This is a genomic window from Haloferula sp. A504 (genome assembly GCF_044385805.1).
In the GTDB taxonomy this organism is placed as follows: domain Bacteria; phylum Verrucomicrobiota; class Verrucomicrobiia; order Verrucomicrobiales; family Akkermansiaceae; genus Haloferula.
Window position 1 is genome coordinate 1 of the sequence record NZ_JBISBU010000042.1, and the last position, 19200, is coordinate 19200.

Sequence of the window (19200 nt, forward strand, 5' to 3'; positions counted from 1 at the left end):
CAAACCGCTGACTGGACAGCCGGATGCGGGAGATCCGCACGTCCGGTTCGAAGGGAGGGGCGGCGCAAGCCAATGCGCCGTCCCTACCCCTATCCCATTCAGGGCGCGAACACGATGCACATCGCCCCGGGCAATTCAGCCCGGTGGCCGCTGAATTTCAGCATGCCGTCGTCGCCCACCCGGAACACGGGAACTCCCCCGCTCTTTTGCCCGGCCACCAGCAGCCACCGACCGTCGGGGCTGAGCTGGATGTTGCGCGGGATGGAAACCTCCGCAGGCAGGGTCTGGATGCGCTTGAGCCGTCCTTCGTCCTCCACCCGGAACACGCTCAGCGTATCCCGGCCGCGATCACCGACGTCGCGATTGGCGGTGTAGACGTGCTTTCCATCGGCGCTGACCAGGATCTCCGAGCAGGTCATGTCACTGCCGTCGGCGTCGTCGGGCAGCACGCTGAGGACCTGTCTCCGCGTGAGCATGCCGTTCCGGGTGCCGCGATCATAGACGATCACGGTGAGATCCAACTCACCGAGCACATACGCCTGCCTGCCATCGCGGCCGAACTTCATGTGGCGAGGACCCGATCCCGGAGGTGTCTTGGCGCTGCCGGCGGGGGTGAGCTTCGCCGCGGTCGCATCGAGTTCGTAGATCACGACCTCGTCGATGCCGAGGTCCGGCGCGTAGGCGAAGCGGTTGTCCGGGCCGGGGTAGATCGAGTGGGCGTGGGGTGCCTGCTGGCGTTTCGGGTTCACGCTCGATCCCTCGTGTTGGCCGAGCGACGCCCGCGGACCGAGGGAGCCGTCCGGTTTCACCGGAAAGGATGCCACCGAGCCACCCCCGTAGTTGGCGACCATGAGGGTCTTGCCGTTGGCATCGAGCGCGACGAAGCACGGTCCGCCGCCGCCGCTCTCCTGCCGGTTGAGTTCCTTGAGCGTCGCCCCTTCGATGGCGAAGGCAGCCACCGCCCCTTCCGGCCGCCCGCCGTCGGCGGGCTCGGTCAGGCTGGTCGAGTAGAGGAACCCTCCCTCCTTCGAGAGCGTGAGAAAACCCGGCCGCGGCACTTCGGCGGCCAGGGTCGGTGCGGACAGTTTGCCACTCTGCGGATCAAACTCCGCGGTGTAGATGCCCTTGGCTTCGTCCTGGCCGGTGGTCCCGAGCCAAACCCGCTGCGTTTCCGCCGCCGAAGCGGTCAGGATGAGAGACGCTGCCGCTGCCTTGAGGATCCCGTGCATGACGGGAGAATGGTGGATTTTGGCCGATCGGTTCAAGGCCGGTGCCACAAGGAGCGCCAGTAGCGTTCGTCGGTCTTGTAGGGATCGATGGGGGCTTCCGGCGCGATGTCGGCAGTCAGGATGCCGTCGGAGCCGGGGTCCTCATCGCGTTGGAACCCGCGACGACGGTTCATAATTTGCCGGAACGAAGCCTTCGAAGTTCTCGCTTCGGCGCCACTTCTCGGCGGCATCGGGGTCCTGCTCGCGCCAAGCGCGGAGACCGTCGGCGATCCATTGGTCGCGGCGTTTCTCCGGGACCGACGCCTGCTTGGCCCACTGGACGGCACTGAAGGGATCGGATTCGATCCAGAAGTCGAAGATCGTGTCCATGAGATCGATGCGCTCGGACTCTCCGAATTCATCCGGCGTTTCGATCTCCAGCGTCTCGGCCAGGCGCATCGTCGCGATCGGATCGGCGTCCGCTGCACCGACGAACGCGTTGTGCAGGGCCTTGGAATGCAGCCGGACGTTGTCGATGCCGGAAAGGTCGGCCAGAGCCGCGTCGAGGTCGAGCCGCCCCCATTCCTGGTAGAGCGCCATTTGTCGAAGGTAGCGCATGAGGTCCTGATCCGCGCCTTCGCCCAAACGAGCAGCGAGTTCGCCGTAGTAGGCTTCCGGAATTCGGGCGACCAAAGCGCGGTAGCGCAACGCGCAACGTTGGCTCTCTTCGCGGTCGCCCTCGCGGATCGGCATCAGATCGAAATCCAGCAAGGCCTGCTCCGCCTCCTCGAGGCTCTGGAATCGGGATTCGCGCTCCCGGACTTTCCCGGTTGGATCGTTGGCGGGGTTGCCTTGGCTGGCGGTGCCGCGGCGATCGGCATCCAGCGTCTCTCTGCCGGTTCCATCGTCTTCCTGGCTGAGGATGTAGGTGGTGGTTCCGACGGCTGCCAGGGTGACCACGATGGCGGAGATGAGGATGGCTTTGGTTTTCATGAGAATGGTTGCGGTGGTGATGGTGCAAGAAACGGATGTGGTGCTGGCAAAGGCGGCTTTGTCGGCCAGCTGCAGGATGTGGGGAGAAACCCCGGCCCCGCCGGGGGCCGCGGTATCGAGGACGGAGGAAAGGATAGCGGGCGTGAATGGGGAGGCCTTGGCCTCGGCTTCGAAGAGCACGCCGAGCGCTCCGACCGAGGCAATCTCGACCCCCCGTCGGCCGAGAATTTCGCGCAGCTTTTCCCGGGCGCGGGAGAGGCGGGTGCGCAGGGTGGATGGTTGGAGATCGAGACGGCGGGCAACCTCGTTGAGCGAAGCGCCCTCGAGGTGGAAGAGCACCAAGGGTTGGCGGTAGCGATCCGGAAGGCGCTCGAGCGCGGCATCCAGTTCGCGTCGGAACCCGGTGCTCGCGGTGGCGTCCGGGGTGATGTTTGAGGATTCATTCATGGCGGCTTGCTCCCGGCGCTGGCGGCGTTCCCTTGACTTGCGGGCATCCAGCGACAGGTGCCGGGACACCGTGTGGAGCCAGCCGGCCACCGAGGGCTTCCCGCCCAACTTGGCCGCCTCCCGTGTCAGGACGAGGAACACGGCTTGGGTGACGTCCTGCGCGTCGTGATGATTGGACAGGATCCGCATCGCGACGGCGTGGACCATCGGCCCATGGCGCCTCACCAGGGTGTCAAAGGCGGCGTGGCAACCTTTGCCGGAGAAGTCCCTCAGGAGATTAGTGTCGGTTCTGTCGCTCGAATGAGGCATGTCACAGGATACCACGATTCCGCTGACCGAAATGTCCCAGGAGTTTTCGAAGTTTTTTTCCCGCGACCGCGGTATCGTCCCGGTAGGGAGCTTCACTCACCGGGTTTCCGCCGCCGGTCCCGTGAGGATGAAAGAAGCTGCCGCTGCCTTGAGAATCCCGTGCGTGGTTCAAGAATGAGGGACCCCGGAGGTCCGCTTCAAGGCTGGTGCCACAAGGAGCGCCAGTAGCGTTCGTCGGTCTTGTAGGGATCGATGCGGGCGTCCGGCGGCAGGTCCTGTGGCAGGATGCCGAAGCGCTTCATTTCCCGAATGTAGGCGCGCCGCGGCCGGAAGTCCGGCATGTCGAAGCGGGTGATCTCCTCGAGCCGGTCGCGCCCTGCGGCGACCATCGCGAGCAGCGTGCGGTAGTCTTCATCGTCCGTGCCGGTGAAGACCGGGCCTTTCGAATCCGGCGTGGTGCACCGGCCGAGGCCGCCGGCCTCGCGGGCCAGCGGGGCGAGCAGCAGCAGGGATTTTTCCGGCCGGCTGAGGTTGAAGACGAGGTGGCGGCTGGTGCGGTGCGCGGGGTGGGGCATGCGCGGCATCCAGAAGGACACGTTCCGTTCATCCGAAAGCGTCCGGGGGATCAGCGGTGGATCGTGCCCGCGGTTGTGGCAGGTGTTGCAGCGACGGTCGATCACCGCGGCCCCGGCGCGGGTCGTCGGCCAGTCGTGATCGGTTTCGACCTGCCGGTTTTCCTCGTAGCCGCCGATCATGCCGGTGCCGAGGGCGGCGTAGGTGCCGGGGTAGGTGGCGGCGGCCTCGATCCACAGGCGCAGCTTCTTTTCCTCCAGCGGCGTCACGCGGGCCCCGTGGTGGGAGCCGTCGACGAGCTTGAGCAGCCGGCTGGCCGAGGAGCCCAAAGTACGAGGAGCATAGTTGCTTTGGGCGCGGTTGCGGCCGTCGGAGAACAGGCCCTCGACCGTGAGCGTGAAGTAGCTGTGGCTGAACATCGGCCCCCGGTCGCCGCTGAGCACGAGGCCACCGTCGGCCGGGCCGCCGCGCTTTGTGGCGTCGTAGCCGTGGCAGTCGACGCAGGCGCGGTCGAGGATGGGCTGGATGTCGCGCGGGAAATCGAAGACCTCCGGGACGTTGCGTTCCGGTGTGATGCGGCTGGGCGGGCGCCCGAGGGCCAGCAGCGGGCGGGGCGGCAGGGTGGTGCGGGTGCGCTGCTCGTGGCAGCCCACGCAGCTGGTCACCTCGCCGGGCTGGACGGTGAGGAAGCTCTGCATCCGCTTCACCGAGAGGTCGTTCTCGTCGAGCGCGACGAAGAACAGGCTGCGGCGGGCGGGCAGCTCGAAGTAGGCGGAGCCGTCGGCCTCGACCGGCACGGTGCCGAGGATGCGCTCGAGGGTGAAGGAGCCGCCGTAGCTCAGCGGGTCCATGCCGCCGGTGTAGTTGATCGGCTTGGGCAGCGACTCGACCACCAGCAGCTTGCGGATGTCGCCGGCTTCGACGCCCTCCATGTTCCGGCCCTCCATGATGTTGGCGAGGATCAGCTTGCCGGTCGCCTTCGAGCGATCGACCCGCGCCGGGATGATCTCCTCGCGCGGGCGCGGCAGGACCGGCCGCGGTTCGTGGAGATCATAGCCCGCCTTGCGGTCGGCCTCGGAAAGGACGTGGAGCGGCTCGGTTCGTCCCTCGCCATCCATCGCCAGCAGCTCGGCGCCGCGGGCGACCAGGAAGGCGTCGGAGGCCAGTGCCCAGGGGTCGCGAAAGGCGGTGTCGTCGGCGATCACGCGGGCGGCGGCCGGATCATCGGGGCCGCGGTCCGGGTGGAGAACGGCCACGCGCCCGGCGTGTTCCTTCTGCCCGTGACCCGGGGAGAAGATGGCCACCACTTCGCCGTCGCTGCCCGGCACCGGTTTGGCGTCGATCATCACCAGGCCGGGGCGCATGTTGCCGAAGTAGGCCATCGCGTTGGTCCCGTCGGGATTCATCGTCCACAGGTGGTGATAGTGGACCTGGGAGCGGTCGATGTATTCCCAGCGCTGGTGCAGGATGCGGCCGTCGGGAAGCGGCCAGGGGGTGTTGTCGTGCTCGATGTTGGCTGAGATCGGCTCGATGTCGGAGCCGTCCCGATCGCAGCGGTGCAGGGTGGCCACCTGGGTCAGCCAGCAGTTGACCCAGCGCTTGCAGCGGCTGGAGACGAAGACGATGGAGTCATCGGGCAGGATGCACGGCTCGAGGTCGTCCCATGGCCCGTCGGTGAGCTGCCGCAGGCCGGAGCCGTCGAGCGCGCACTCGTAAAGGTGGTGGTATTCGCTGTCGCCCTTGCGCCAGGAGAAGACGATGGTCCTGCCGTCGTGGCGGAGCACCGGATCGCGGATGCCGCCCTCGGGGTCGTCGATGATGTCGGTGACCTCGCCGCTGGCGAGATCGAGCCGGCACAGCCGTCCGCCCGGGCGGTAGGCGAGGCGCTTCTCGTCGGGACCGTAGTAGCCGAAGTTCGCATACCAGTGCGGGTCCGAGCCGGGCTTGCGCAGGGCGAAGACGATCTCCTTCAGCTCGGGCGCTCGCTCGAGGACTTTGCGCCGGGGGGAGGCGATTGCGGGGGAGACCAGCAGCCCGGCCAGCAGCAGGGCGGATAGCCGGGAGGCGGTCGCCTGCCCGGAAATGCGTGCCGCCTTCACATGGGAGAATACGCGGATCGCTTCCGGACCATTTCGGGCGATTTGCGGCATCACCCGCCGGGTGTCACTGGAAGTGGGGGGCATGGCCGGGACTTGTCGGCCGGAGAGTCATCCCGGCGTCAGGATATCGGATTCGCCAGCGAAGCCATATGCTGACTTCAGTCCGCTCTTCCGGCCTGTCTTTCTCCCGGGCCGACGCCGGCCGGCAGGCATCCCCCTCTAGACTGCGGCGATTGATCGCCGCTTTGGCGAAGCATTTCAATGCGAGCCGGGCCATCGGCGATGAATCGCCTCCATGAAAGCGGCGATGAATCGCCTCAGTCTGGATTTCCCGGCGGCTCCTCATCCGGGGCGGAGTGAAGCCAGGGAGCAAGGGAGGGACACCGAGCCTGAAACGTCCGGCCGCGGACCACTGCTTCGCGGTCACCCCGATCGCTCCGCCCACCACTTTCAGCTGCACCCTCGCCTGACCGGCCACCTGCCGGGCGCCCTACTTCTTCCCGGTCAGCTTCCGGATCAGCTCGACCTCCGCCTTGCGGAAGGGGGTGCCGTCGGGGCGCAGCACGTCGTGGTGCCAGACCTCGGGCTCGGCGGTGAACTTCTTCCGCCACGACGACCAGGGATACTGGGTCTGGATCTTGCCGGCGACGAAGCCCCAGTTCCAGGCCCCGATCTTGTTCGCCTTGAAGTAGGGGAGGTGCGTTTCAAAAGTGCTGCCATTGGTGCGCGCGATGTATTCCGTGCATAGTAGTGGCCGCCCGAAGGGCTTGAGCGAGCCGACCCGCTCGGCGGTCCGCTCGAGTCCGTCGTAGCTGTGGAAGGAGATCACGTCGGAGTTGTCGCGCATGAAGATATTCACCGGGGTCGCCTTGGGGCCGGTCCACTCCCGGGCCCACAAGCCGGCGGTCAGCGGCTGTGAGGGGTTCACGTCGCGCGCCCAGGTGAACATCTTCGTCAGCAGCATCAGACCCAGCTTCTCCTTTTCCTCGGTGCTCATCGCATCCCCGGCCCCGTCGTTGCCCGGCTCGTTGTAGAGATCCCACACGACGACCCGCGGGTCGTCCTTGAAGCGCCCGATCACGCCGCGGAAGTAGGGCTCGAGCGAGTCGTGTCTCGCCGGGTCGCGCAGCACCTCGATGTGCGGCGACTGGACCCAGCCGGAGTTGTGGACGTGGGGTTTCGGCTCGGGCTGCCGGCCCAGCTTCGGGTGGGGATTCCACACCGCGTCGCACAAAACCAGCATGGTGCCGATGCCGTGCTTGTCGGCGATCGTGAGGAAGCGGTCGATGCGCTCGAGGAAGGCCTCGCCGTCCTTTTCCCAGACGAGGTCGTGGAGATAGACCCGCACCGTGTTCATGCCGATGTCCGAGGCCCAGCCCAGCTCCCGGTCGATGGTTGCCGGATCAAAGGTCTCCGCCTGCCACATCTCAAGCTGGTTGATCGCGGTCGAGGGCGTGAAGTTGCAGCCGACCCACCACGGCTGTTCCTTGTACCAGGCGTTGGCCTTTTCCTCCGACCATCGGCCCGGGATGATCCCTTCGTCGGCGGTGGCGGATGGAACGAGCGCGAGGGTGGCGAGGAGCAGGGTGGGGAGCTTCATGGGGACGGGCACAGTTGCATCGAACGCTACGCCCGCCGGGCGCTCTTTTGTCATTCCATGCCCGGGGATGAAGATTCTGGTGTCGGCAAGCGTAAACGGGTTGATGAAACGTGGCTGGATTTTGTGGTTGGCAGCGGGGGTTTTGGTCGGGATTGGAATGGGGGGAGCCCGCGAGCTTCATGTCGCGGTGAACGGCGATGATGGAGCGGACGGCACGACGTCGAACCCGCTGCGCACGATCCAGGCGGCGGCCGAACTCGCGCAGCCGGGGGATGTGATCACGGTCGGTCCCGGCACCTACCGCGAGCGGATCGATCCGCCCCGCGGCGGCGAGTCGGAGTCAAAGCAAATCATTTATAAGGCCGCGGCAGGTGCCGAGGTGGCGATCAAGGGCTCCGAGGTCGTGAAAGGCTGGGAGAAGCTCGAGCACGACACCTGGAAGCTCACCCTGCCCAACCGTTTTTTTGGCGACTTCAACCCCTACGCCGATGAGATCCGCGGCGACTGGTTCCGGCCGCAGGGCCGCAAGCACCACACCGGGGCGGTCTATCGTGACGGGCACTGGTTGGTCGAAGCCGCGAAGCTCGACGAGGTCCTCGAGCCCGCGGGCGAGCAAGCACTGTGGTTCGGCCGCGTCGACAAGATCCAGACCTCCCTCTGGGCCCAGTTTCCCGGTGTCGATCCGAATGAGGAGGGGATCGAAATCAACGTCCGCCAGAGCGTCTTCTACCCGAGTGAACCCGGCCGGAACTTCATCACCGTGCGTGGCTTCACCCTCGAGCACGCCGCGACCAACTGGGCCCCGCCGACCGCCGAGCAGGTCGGCCTGATCGGGACCCACTGGAGCAAGGGCTGGATCATCGAGGACAACACCATCCGCTACTCCGTCTGCACCGGCGTCACGCTCGGCAAGCACGGCGACGAGTTTGACAACACCTCGGCGAACTCCGCCGAGGGCTACGTCGAGACGATCAAGCGCGGCCTCGCCGCCGGCTGGTCGAAGGAGAAGATCGGGTCCCACGTGGTGCGGCGGAACCACATCTCGCACTGCGAGCAGGCCGGGATCGTCGGCAGCCTCGGTCCGGCCTTCAGCGTGATCGAGGACAACCACATCCACGACATCCATATCCGCCAGCTCTTCGGGGGTGCCGAGATGGCCGGCATCAAGTTTCATGGCGCGATCGACACCCTCATCCGCGGCAACCATATCCACCGCTGCGTCCGCGGGATCTGGCTCGACTGGATGACCCAGGGGACCCGAGTCACCCGCAACCTCGTCCATGACTGCGCACCGCGGGAAGACCTCTTCGTCGAGGTAAATCACGGGCCCTTCCTGGTGGATCACAACCTGTTCCTTTCGAAAACCTCGCTGGCCGACTGGTCGGAGGGCGGGGCCTACGTTCACAACCTGTTTGCCGGCAAAATGATCGCGCGCCCCGAGCCGAACCGTGAAACGCCCTGGCAGGAGGAACACGGCACGGCCATCGCCGGCCTCGCGACCACGCAGGGCGGCGACAACCGCTTCTACAACAACGTCCTCGTCGCCCCGGCCGGGCTTGACCAATACGACGATTCGAAGCAGCCCAACCGCATGGCCGGCAACCTCGTGCTCAAAGATGCAGAGGTCCGGCTGCGCGAGGAGGAAGACGGCTGGACGCTCGAGCTGGAAGGTGGCCGGATTCCGGAGAAGCCGGGCCCGCAGGTCACCTCGGACTTGCTCGGGAAAACGCTGGTCAGCGGCCAGGGCTACGTCCGGCCCGACGGATCGCCCTACCGGCTTGACCGCGACTACTTCGGCACGGAGTCCGACCCGCTGCCCGGCCCGTTCGCCGGCCCCGGGCCATGGAAGGTCTGGCCGTGAGGGGAGGGCGGACGGGAGCGTCCGCCATGATCTGTCCGGGTTCTCCTCGCCCTCACCCAGCCACGTTTCAGTAAACATGGCAGGTTGCGAATGCCGCTCTTCCAGCCGCATCAAGGAACCCACCCGTGACCTCCCGCGGTTCATTGGCGGCCCCCCTGCGATTGGGGACCCATTCGTAAGGGATCGGCCCAAAACGGAAAAATCCCGGAGACAGGCCCGGCGAGGCCTGGCCGTATCTCTTGCCGCCTCGGTTTCGTGAACTCAATCTCCACCACCGTGACTCCACGCCTCGATCTAACAACCCTCCGCTTCTTCGCCTCCCTTGCCATCGGCCTGCTGTGGGTCAGCCCGGCCGGGGCCGCCAAGCTCAAGAATTTCCCGAACCCCGACTTTACCAAGGGTGAGAAGATCCCGGAGGGGGCCACCAAGGACTGGAACCTCGGGGCCACCGGGTGCCGCGGCTGGATGTACTCCAACCAGCTCGAAACCGCCAAGGCCCGCCAGATTTACGTCACCGAGGTTGCCAAGGATTCTCCTGCCGACGGCGTGCTGAAGGTCGGCGACGTCATCCTCGGCATCGGCGGCAAGCCCTTCGACTCCGACGCCCGCAGTGCCTTTGGCAAGGCCCTGACCGCGGCCGAAGCGGAGACCGGAAAGCTGCCGCTGCTGCGTTGGCGCGACGGGAAGAACGAAACGGTCACGCTGAACCTTCCCGTGCTCGGTGCCTACTCCGCCACCGCGCCCTACGACTGCCCCAAGTCCGCGAGGATCCTCGAGCGCGGCTGTGGGCGGCTGGCCGAACGGATCGCCGATCCCGGTTACAAGACCAACCCGATTTCGCGCTCCCTCAACGCCATGGCGCTGCTCGCCAGCGGCGACGAGAAATACCTGCCCGTTCTCAAGAAGGAAGCCGAGTGGGCCTCCAACTACTCGGTCGAGCAGTTCAGCACCTGGTACTACGGCTACGTGGTCAGTTTCCTCGCCGAGTACGTGATGGTCACCGGCGACGAATCCGTCGTCCCCGGTCTGCGCCGGCTGGCTTTGGAATCCGCCGCCGGCCAGAGCAAGGTCGGCTCCTGGGGCCACAAGTTCGCCGGCAAGGACGGCCGCTTGGTCGGCTACGGCATGATGAACGCGCCCGGCGTGCCGCTGACCATTTCGCTCGAGCTGTCCCGCATGGCCGGCGTGAAGGACGAGGAGATCCCCGAGGCCATCGAGCGCAGCGCCAAGCTGCTGCGCTTCTACATCGGCAAGGGTGCGGTGCCCTACGGCGACCACCACCCGTGGATCAACACCCACGAGGACAACGGCAAGTGCGGCATGGCGGCGGTGCTCTTCAACCTGCTCGAGGAGCCGGAGGGTGCGAAGTTCTTCTCCCGCATGAGCCTCGCCTCCCACGGCAACGAGCGCGACTCCGGGCACACCGGCAACTTCTGGAACATGACCTGGGCGATGCCGGGGGTGAACCAGTCGGGACCCGAGGCGACCGGGGCGTGGATGAAGGAGTTCGGTGCCTGGTACTACGACCTCGCCCGCGATCACGAGGGACAGTTCACCCATCAGGGCCCGCCCCAGGCCGCCGGCGACTCGACCCGCGGCTGGGATGCCACCGGCGCCTACCTGCTGGCCTACGCGATGCCGCTCAAGAAGCTCGTGCTGACCGGTCGCAAGGCGCCAACCGCCAAGCAGCTCAGCGCGGCGGAGGCCGATGCGATCATCAACGACGGCCGGGGCTGGCGCAAAAGCGACCGCTTCGGTGCCTACGATGCCCTGCCCGGCGACGTCCTGCTGGAACGCCTCGGCTCGTGGTCGCCGGTCGTCCGCGAGCGCGCCGCCATCGCGCTGTCCCGAAACGAGTCGGTCGAGGTCGGGCCCATCATCGCGCTGCTTGACGACCCTTCGCTCGACACCCGCCTCGGAGCCTGCCAGGCGCTGGCCCAGTTCGGGCCGAAGGCCGCCGCGGCGGTGCCCAAGCTGCGCGAGACCCTGAAGGCCGACGACCTGTGGCTGCGGATCAAGGCGGCCGATGCGCTGTCGGCGATCGGAGACGCCGCCCGCCCGGCCATTTCCGAACTGCTCGACATGCTCATCCGCGAACCCGGCCCCGACGACCCCCGCGCCATGGAGCGGCGCTACCTTTGCTTCGCGCTTTTCAACAAGGGCAAGCTGCTTTCCAAGTCGCTCGAGGGCGTCGACCGCGAAAAGCTGCTCGCCGCGATGCGGGCCGGCCTGCTCAACGAGGACGGCCGGGCGCGCGGGGCGGTGTCGGGCATCTATCCGCTGCTCAGCGAGGCGGAAATTCAGAGCCTGCTTCCCGACGTCCATCGCTCGGTGGTCGAGCCCTCGGCCAGCGGCATCATGTTCACCAACCAGAGCCGCATGGAGGGGATGAAGATGCTGGCGGACCTGCGGATCGAGGCGGGCATCGACGCCTGCCTCGACTGGCTGAAAAACCAGAACCACTGGGGCAGCCAGAAACGCACCCCGGAGCTGCTCGGCATCCTGCGCCAGTATGGTGCCCACGCCAAGCGCACCATCCCCGACCTCGAGAAACTCGCCACCGACTTCGACGCCGGCATCCCGCACTACTTCCCGAAGCACCTGAGCAAGCAGAAGGCCGAGGCCGTGCGCGAGACCATCGAGTGGCTCAAGAAGACCGACGACCGCCCGGAGTTGGAGCCGCTCAAGTAAGCTCTTTCGCGGAGGGCACCGATATTTCCTTCGGTGCTCTTGGGACCCGGACGAGGTTCTCAATTTTGGCACGGTCTCTCAGGGCCGGGTGGAATTGACACCCCGGCATCCCCTCCGCAGGGTCTGCGCCGCCGCCGGGCATCCCGGCGATGACCCAAGCTTCCGATCGACCATGGCCGACCCAAGCTCTCCGAAATCGCCGCCCGTTGCGCAGTTCACCTGGCGTGCGGTGATCACCGGCATGCTCTTCGGGGGCATCCTTTCGCTGTGCAACCTCTACGTCGGCCTCAAGATCGGCTGGGGGATCGGCATGTCCCTCACCGCCGCGCTGCTGGCCTTCGGCCTGTGGCGGCTGCTTCAGCTCAGCGGTCGTTGCCAAGGTCTCTCGATCCTCGAAACCAACATCAGCCAGACGGCCGCCTCCGCCGCCGCGTCGATCTCCGCCGCCGGCCTCGTCGCCCCCATCCCCGCCCTCACGATGATCACGGGCCAGACGCTCTCCTGGGGCGCGCTGGTGATCTGGACCTTCTCGGTCTGCATGGTCGGCGTCGTCGTCTCGATCGGGCTGCGCAAGCAATTGATCGACGTCGAAAAGCTCCCGTTCCCCAGCGGCTTCGCCACCGGCAAGACGATCCAGGAGATCTACAACCACGGCCGGCACGCGATGGTCCGGCTGCAACTGCTCGGCGGCACCGCGCTGTTCGCTGCGGTGATCAAGGGCATCGAGCATTTCAAGAACCTGCCCAAGGCACCGATCCCCGGCTGGTTCAAGGCGCAGCCCGGCGGCGGTCTCGAGAAGGCCGGCCTGGGCGGCTTCTCGTCGTCCAACCTCGGCTTCGCCATCGAGCCGACGCTGATGATGTACGGCGTCGGTGCGCTGGTTGGCCCGCGGGTCGGCATCTCGGTGCTGATCGGCTCGATCACCTCGTGGGCGGTTCTCGCGCCGTATGTGTTCGAGGCCGGCTGGGTGAAGCCCGGCGGCGCGGACGAAGTCTGGTACGGCCAGGGACTCAAGTGGCTGATCTGGCCGGGTGTCGCGCTGATGGTCGCGTCGTCCCTGACCTCCTTCGCCTTTTCGTGGAAGTCGATCGTCGGCGCGATTCTGCCGGCCCGCTCCGACGCGCCGGCCGCCGAGGCCGGTTCCGAGGTGCTCCCGAAAAAATGGTTCATCACGGCGCTGGTGTGCGTGACCGCCTTGTCGGTGATCCTGCAGACCCTGTTCTTCGGGATCGAGCCATGGGTGGCGACCTTCGGCGTGATGCTGACCTTCCTCCTCGCGCTGGTCGCCGCCCGCGTCTCGGGCGAGGTCAACGTCACCCCCGTCACCGCCATGGGAAAGGTGACCCAGCTCACCTTCGCCCTGATCGCGCCCGCCCAACCTTCGTCAAACCTGATGGCAGCCAACGTCACCGGAGGGTCTGCGGCGCTGTGCGCCGACATGATGCATGACCTCAAGACCGGCAAGATGCTCGGCGCCGATCCCCGACCGCAGTACCTCGCCCAGATCTTCGGCGTGTTGGCCGGATCGCTGGTCGGCTGCGCCGGCTACTTGATCCTGGTGCCGGATCCCGCAAGGCAGTTGCTCACCGCGGAGTGGCCCGCTCCCAGCGTCGCTGCCTGGAAATCCGTCGCCGAGTTGTTCATGAAGGGCCTCGATGCGCTGCCACCCGGGGCCGTCAACGCGATGATCGTCGGCGCCCTGGTGGGCATCGTGCTGGCGGTGCTCGAGAAGGTCCTGCCGGAGAAGGGCCGTGCCTGGGTGCCGAGCGGGCCGAGCGTCGGTCTGTCCTTTGTCATCGCGCCCAGCACCTCGTTCTCGCTGTTCTTCGGATCGATGGTGGCGCTGGTCGCCGGCAAGATTGCTCCGGACTGGAGCAGCCGTTTCATGATCATCGCCGCCTCGGGCATCATCGCCGGCGAGAGCCTGTCGGGCGTCTTCCTCGCCCTGATCGCCATCCTCGGTGGGGGAGGCTGACGGAGATCGGTTTGGTCGGAAGAGCCGATCCGATCACCCGGCCTCCGCCAGCGTCGGGAAGTCGGTGTAGCCCTCGGCGCCGGCGGGGGAATACCAAGTCGACATGTCGGATTCGGGGTTCAGCCCGGCGCCCGCGGCGAAACGCTCGACCAGGTCCGGGTTGCTGAGGTAGGGGCGACCGATCGCGATCATGTCGGCATGGCCGTCGGCGACCGCCTTTTCGGCCGACTCCTTGTCGTAGCCACAGTTGCCCATGAGCGGGCCGGAAAAGAGCGCGCGAAATTCCTCCAGCGTCATCGGTTCGCCCAGCTCGTGGAAGCCGAAGGCGAGGCCGTCCATGACGTGAAGGTAGGCGAGCCCGAAGCGGTCGAGCTGCTTCGCGGCATGCGAGAACTGCTCACGATAGTCGGGCGAACCCATGTCATTGAACGCGCCGTTGGGTGCCAGCCGCACGCCGACCCGGTTGGCCGGCCAGACTTCGGTGACGGCCCGCACCACCTCGTCGAGCAGGCGGTAGCGGTTTTCGATGCTGCCGCCGTATGAGTCGGTGCGATGGTTCGTCTTCGACTGCAGGAACTGATCGAGCAGGTAGCCGTTGGCCGAGTGGACCTCGATCCCATCGAAGCCCGCCTCCTTCGCCCGCTCGGCGGCGCGACGGTAGTCGGCGACGATGCCGGGAAGTTCATCGGTCTCCAGGGCCCGCGGTGTTTCGTAGGGAACCTTGCCCCCGGCGGTGTGAATGCCGTCGCCCTCGAGCTTCACGGCCGAGGCCGACACCGGGAGCTCGCCTCCGTGGAAGCTGCTGTGCGACGCCCGACCGGTGTGCCAGAGCTGGAGGAAGACCTTGCCGCCCTTCGCGTGAACGGCGTCGGTCGTCAGCTTCCAGCCTTCCGTCATTTCATCGGTGTAGATCCCCGGCGAGTCGAGCCAGCCGATCCCCTGCTCGGAAACCACGGTCGCCTCGGTGATGATCAAGCCGGCCGACGCACGCTGGGCGTAGTATTCGGCCATCAGGGCATTGGCCACACGCTCCTTGCCGGCACGGGCGCGGGTCATCGGCGCCATCGCGATGCGGTTGCTCAAGGAAAGATCGTGCAGGGAATAGGGCTGGAGAAGTTTCGAGGTGCTCATGGTGGATGGGATCGAAGCTGCGACCGATCCGGTGGAGTGCAAGGGGAGATGTGGAGTGCAAACCCCGCTCAGTCCCCGTCCAACGGAGTCAGCTCGACCTTGCGGAACTCGACCTCCGCCCCTTCGGCCTGGAGCGCGATCTTTCCGGAAGTGGCGGTGCTGTGGTGGCCGTGGTTCACGAGCGTGCCGTTCACGTGGACGATGATTTCGTCGCCCTTGCACACGATCTTCATCGTGTTCCATTCGCCCAGCGGCTTTTCGGCGCCGTCGGTGAGCTTGACGATGCGCCGGGCGTCCTTGGCGTCGCCACCGAACTTCTGGTTCTCGTCCTTGCGCGGGCGGCGGCTTTCCATGTCGGGCACCTCGATGTTCTCACCGATGCACCAGAAGTCGCCGGCATTCTTGTGCATCATCTGCACCTCCACCGATTGCGGAAACATGTCGTAGAGGCGGCGCGGCGTCGAGGCGTGGACCAGCACGCCGCAGTTGCCGGGGTCCTTCGAGAAGCGGTATTCGACGACGAGTTCGTAGTTGGAGAACTCCTTCTCGGTGACCAGGTGCCCGCCGGGTTTGCCCAGGCTCACCAGCAGGCCGTCGCGGACGATGAAGCTTGGTGGGTTCGCCTGCCACCACGCGACCTTGCGGGTGTCGAAGGTGATGATGCCGTCCTTGATCTCGACCTCGTCCGCAGCGGCCATCTTGTCGCGGGCGGGCACGTCCAGGGTCCAGCCGTCGAGGTCCTTGCCATTGAAGAGCGGGAGGGTTTCCGCCGCGATGGCCAGCGCGGGAATCAGCGGGAAAAGAAATACGGCTTTCATGTCGCCCCCATTGTCGCCGGGCTGGCGGAATGATCAATGGCGCAGGTTCCACGGACCCCGGGACGCCGCGCATTCCGCCTGCGGCCCGTCTTCAAGCCAAGCCCAGGGTGTCCCTGAAGAAGATCATGAGCGACTGAGAGTGATGCAGGATGTTTCTCGTCGAGATGCACAATCCGCAGAAGACGAGGATGCCGACGAGCGCGGTATTGTACCATCTTGTTCGGATCGAAGGGCGGTTGAACATTTTGAAGGAGTAGCAGAAGAAGTAGTAGATGACCCCGTGGAAGAAGGCGAAGAACCGGGTGCTGAGCTCGATATCCTTGAGCGGCATCACGTAGAACATCAGACCGACGCAGAGATAGATGACGTCCAGTCGGATCCGGGACGTTGATGGATAGCGCAAGCTGAGAGGTGTCGTCTGCGAGCTCAGCTGCCGGAGCCGGATCATGAAGCCGATGGCGCACAGCACGGCAAACACCAGGGTGAAGCGAATGGGGAGAACCAGGAAGACGAAGCCGAACTTCTCCAACAAGCCATTGCCCGCGAGGACCGGTGTGGCCTGGATCAGCGGCAGGACCCTGCCGAGGAACAGGGGAACGAGCAGGGCGAGGCATCCGGCGATCACCATCCATTCGCGGCGCCGGACCTTCCGCCGCTCCCGGTTTGCCAGCTGGCCGACGATCAACACCATCAGGACGGATGCCTGCACCAGCAGGCCGGTCCGGTGGATCGAAGCGGACAGCATCATGCTCGCGATGCACAGCCACAGGAACCGGTTTCCCTCCTCCTCCTGATGCCGGCGGTGGAAGTAGATGGCGAAGGCCGTCAGCCCCGCGCTCAGGGTCATCGAAAAACCACCCCATGGAAGCACCCCTATCGTGTCGATCGGGTTCAGGATCACGATGAAAAGAATGGCGAGCCGCGACAAGTTGTACTGGGACAACTGGAGCAGCAGGCCGAGGGAGGTGAGCCCCATGAGGATCGAGACGGACAGGAATGTTGCGTGGAGTTCCGGGACACCGAAAAAATGGAGGGGAATGGCAATCAAGCCCACGAGAACCGGGAGCACGGGTGAGTACTCGATATCCACTCCATTGACATCGTAGTGGAAGAACTCGCCTTCCAGCATCCCGAATGCGAAGTGACTGTGCAGCACGACATCGAGCCGGGTGCTGGTGTGATAGACCGACGGATCGTGATAGACCGAAAGGAGCAGGTAGGCCCGGAGTATCGCAACACCGAGGAAGGCGAGCAGCAGGTAAAGCCTGGTGTCGAGATGCTCGAGACCTCCGAGGTTCTTGCGGGTGATGGCCATGGTGGGGGGAGTTCGTCCCGGGTGGCCTTCGTTCGCATGCACAGCGGGTGAAGATCCGGCGGTCGGGAGGGGTGACATTGCTTACCCCGAGGGATCGCCGTTGTCCAAGTCAGGATTTGCGGCCGACGGCAGGCACGCCTTTCCGGAATCCGCGGCGGGAGTCCGAAGTCCTTCAGGTAGTCGGCGGTGCTTTGTTCACGCGCCGGCGAGATCAACCACCGCGCTCGTTACCAGGAAGTTGGCCACGGGTCATTGCCTGCGTATTATCGGGGCCTGGCGCATTCTTGATGCCGGACTCACCGACAAGTTGACAGGTCGGCACGGGATGGGCTGTATCGACGCCGTATGAAAATGCTTCTGATTCCGGCAATGGCTCTCGGTCTGGTGGTGCTTGCTCCTGCCCCCGCGCAGGCGGACGACACGCCACTCGCGGAGCAAATGGAGATTCTCAACGATGCCTACAAGGCGATGCGCCGCACGGACGACGCGGCCGAGGGCGCCAAGCTCGCCCGCGAGGCCCAGGCCGCGGTGGCGAAGGCCTTTTCGATGACTCCGGAGTTTGTCGAGAAGGGCGGTCACCCGGCGGGCAAGGAGAAGGCGATGGCCTCCTACCGCATGCAGACCGCCCAGCTGCTGGTGGTGCTTTGCGAAATCGAGACCGCCTTTCTCGCCGAGGACCTGGACAAGGTGAAGGAGCTCATCACCCCGCTCCGCGAATCGAAGAAGAAGGGCCACGACGAGTTCATGGAGGACGAGTGATCTGGAGGCGGTGCGCCCTCGCGCCGCATTCGTTTTTGGAGAGCCCGGGCCGTGTGAGCGGTCCGGGCTTTTTTGGGATTTGGGGCCGGGATTGCCCTTACGGTGGGCGGGTTGGGTTCGTAGTTCCCCCTTCAGGGGGTCCAACGAAGGGTCCGGCGACTCCCGCCTCAAGAACACGACGGAAGACCCCCTGAAGGGGGGACTACGAACTGCAGTGGCGGGCGTTCAGAAGAGGTCCAGCTGCTGCTTTTCCTCGGGGTCGCGGAAGCGGACGCCGACACCGAGCAGGCGGACCGGGCGGTTGCCGCCGCGCTTCCAGGCCTCGGCGAGGAGCTCCTCGTAGATGGATGGCTCGAGTGAGGGATGGGCGCGCTCGGCGGTGGTGCGGGTGAAGTCGGCGAACTTGAGCTTCACCACCAGCGAGCGGATCGCGCGGTCGGCGTGCTTTCTCACCAGATCCTCGCGGATGCCCTCGAGCTGGCCGAGCATCAGCGGCCTGAGGGCGGCGAGGGTTTCGACGTTCTCGGAGAAGGTGTTCTCGCTGGAGAGCGACTTGCGGATGCGTTCGGTGCGAACCTCGCGCCGGTCGATGCCGCGGGAAAGCTCGTAGAGCTCGAGCCCCCACGAGCCGAAGCGGCGGGCGAGCTCGATCTTGTCGAGCCGGCGCAGTTCGCCGCAGGTGTGGATCTGGAGCTGGGCGAGGCGTGCCTTCATTTTCGGACCGATTCCCCACAGCTTGCCCACGGGCAGATCGCGGAGGAAGGCGTCGATCTCGTCGGCCTTCACCTCCTTCTGGCCGTCGGGCTTGTTCCAGTCGCTGGCGATCTTGGCGGCCAGCTTGTTGGGGCCGATGCCGGCCGAGGCGGTGAGGCCGGTCTCCTCGCGGATCTGGGCGCGGATCTCGCGGGCGACGGCGGCGCCGGAGGACTTGAGGTGGGAGACGTCGAGGTAGGCCTCGTCGAGCGAAAGCGGTTCGATGGTTTCGGTGAAGCGCCCGAAGATGGCGCGGATGCGGGCCGACTCGGCGCGATAGACGTCGAAGCGCACCGGGACGATGACGAGGTGCGGGCACTTCTCGAGCGCCTTGAAGACCGGCATGGCACTATGACAGCCGTACTTGCGGGCCTCGTAGTTGGCGGTGGTCAGCACCCCGCGCCGCGAGCGTCCGCCGACCCCGACCGGCTTGCCGCGAAGCTCGGGATGGTCGCGTTCCTCGATGGCTGCATAGAAGCAGTCCATGTCGATGTGGAGGATGGTGCGCATGGGGCCGACGGGAGGCGGAGTCGGAAGGGGTTTTGGCAGGATGGATGGGATGAATCAGGATGGATGGGATCCGGACCGGATCAGGTTTTGGATTGTTGATTCTGAAGATCCATCTCGTTCATCCTGATCGATCACGTTCATCGAGCAACGGAGATCCT

At 65.8% G+C, this 19200-nt stretch carries 13 protein-coding genes; 4 read left to right on the plus strand and 9 right to left on the minus strand.

The genetic code is table 11. The annotated features are described in order from the left end of the window. Positions 1-98: 98 nt before the first annotated feature. The 5 genes from ACG2LG_RS16945 to ACG2LG_RS16965 all read right to left on the minus strand — a co-directional run bounded on the left by ACG2LG_RS16945 (position 99) and on the right by ACG2LG_RS16965 (position 7229). Positions 99-1229 (minus strand): lactonase family protein, encoded by a 1131-nt coding sequence (locus ACG2LG_RS16945; RefSeq protein WP_396260956.1) that lies wholly within the window; start codon positions 1227-1229, stop codon positions 99-101. A gap of 32 nt (positions 1230-1261) precedes the next feature. After that, positions 1262-1402, minus strand: a complete 141-nt coding sequence (locus ACG2LG_RS16950; RefSeq protein ID WP_396260958.1) for a hypothetical protein — start codon at positions 1400-1402, stop codon at positions 1262-1264. Then, positions 1371-2957, minus strand: a complete 1587-nt coding sequence (locus tag ACG2LG_RS16955) for an RNA polymerase sigma factor (protein ID WP_396260960.1) — start codon at positions 2955-2957, stop codon at positions 1371-1373. The genes ACG2LG_RS16950 and ACG2LG_RS16955 overlap by 32 nt, the downstream gene beginning before the upstream one ends. A gap of 197 nt (positions 2958-3154) precedes the next feature. Continuing rightward, on the minus strand, positions 3155-5713 hold the full coding sequence (locus tag ACG2LG_RS16960; RefSeq protein WP_396260962.1) for a hypothetical protein: 2559 nt from the start codon (positions 5711-5713) through the stop codon (positions 3155-3157). 406 nt (positions 5714-6119) lie between these two features. Next, positions 6120-7229, minus strand: a complete 1110-nt coding sequence (locus tag ACG2LG_RS16965; RefSeq protein WP_396260964.1) for a cellulase family glycosylhydrolase — start codon at positions 7227-7229, stop codon at positions 6120-6122. A gap of 157 nt (positions 7230-7386) precedes the next feature. Here ACG2LG_RS16965 and ACG2LG_RS16970 point away from each other — a divergent pair, with 157 nt between their 5' ends. The 3 genes from ACG2LG_RS16970 (at position 7387) to ACG2LG_RS16980 (ending at position 13756) form a co-directional block, all read left to right on the plus strand. Continuing rightward, positions 7387-9090, plus strand: a complete 1704-nt coding sequence (locus ACG2LG_RS16970; protein ID WP_396260966.1) for a right-handed parallel beta-helix repeat-containing protein — start codon at positions 7387-7389, stop codon at positions 9088-9090. Positions 9091-9345: 255 nt separating this feature from the next. After that, a complete protein-coding gene (locus tag ACG2LG_RS16975) occupies positions 9346-11781 on the plus strand; it encodes a DUF6288 domain-containing protein (RefSeq protein ID WP_396260968.1) in 2436 nt (811 codons plus the stop codon). Positions 11782-11953: 172 nt separating this feature from the next. Continuing rightward, positions 11954-13756 (plus strand): OPT family oligopeptide transporter, encoded by a 1803-nt coding sequence (locus tag ACG2LG_RS16980; RefSeq protein ID WP_396260970.1) that lies wholly within the window; start codon positions 11954-11956, stop codon positions 13754-13756. 33 nt (positions 13757-13789) lie between these two features. On the opposite strand, the gene ACG2LG_RS16985 is transcribed toward ACG2LG_RS16980, so the two are convergent. The 3 genes from ACG2LG_RS16985 to ACG2LG_RS16995 form a co-directional block, all read right to left on the minus strand. After that, positions 13790-14887, minus strand: coding sequence for an alkene reductase (locus ACG2LG_RS16985; RefSeq protein ID WP_396260972.1), 1098 nt, complete (start codon positions 14885-14887; stop codon positions 13790-13792). A 68-nt stretch (positions 14888-14955) separates the two neighbouring features. Next, the gene (locus tag ACG2LG_RS16990) at positions 14956-15705 is read right to left on the minus strand and encodes a DUF1080 domain-containing protein (protein WP_396260974.1); all 750 of its coding nucleotides are present in this window, start codon (positions 15703-15705) and stop codon (positions 14956-14958) included. Between the two features lie 91 nt (positions 15706-15796). Beyond that, on the minus strand, positions 15797-17020 hold the full coding sequence (locus ACG2LG_RS16995) for a hypothetical protein (RefSeq protein ID WP_396260976.1): 1224 nt from the start codon (positions 17018-17020) through the stop codon (positions 15797-15799). Between the two features lie 345 nt (positions 17021-17365). On the opposite strand from ACG2LG_RS16995, the gene ACG2LG_RS17000 reads away from it, so the two are divergent. Further along, positions 17366-17779 carry a cytochrome b562 gene (locus tag ACG2LG_RS17000; protein ID WP_396260978.1) on the plus strand — a complete coding sequence of 138 codons (414 nt, stop codon included), beginning with the start codon at positions 17366-17368 and terminating at the stop codon, positions 17777-17779. Between the two features lie 225 nt (positions 17780-18004). Here the strand turns inward: ACG2LG_RS17000 and dinB are convergent, their stop codons facing one another. Then, entirely contained in the window at positions 18005-19042 is a 1038-nt protein-coding gene (dinB, locus tag ACG2LG_RS17005; RefSeq protein ID WP_396260980.1) for a DNA polymerase IV, read from the minus strand. Between the last annotated feature and the right edge of the window lie 158 nt (positions 19043-19200).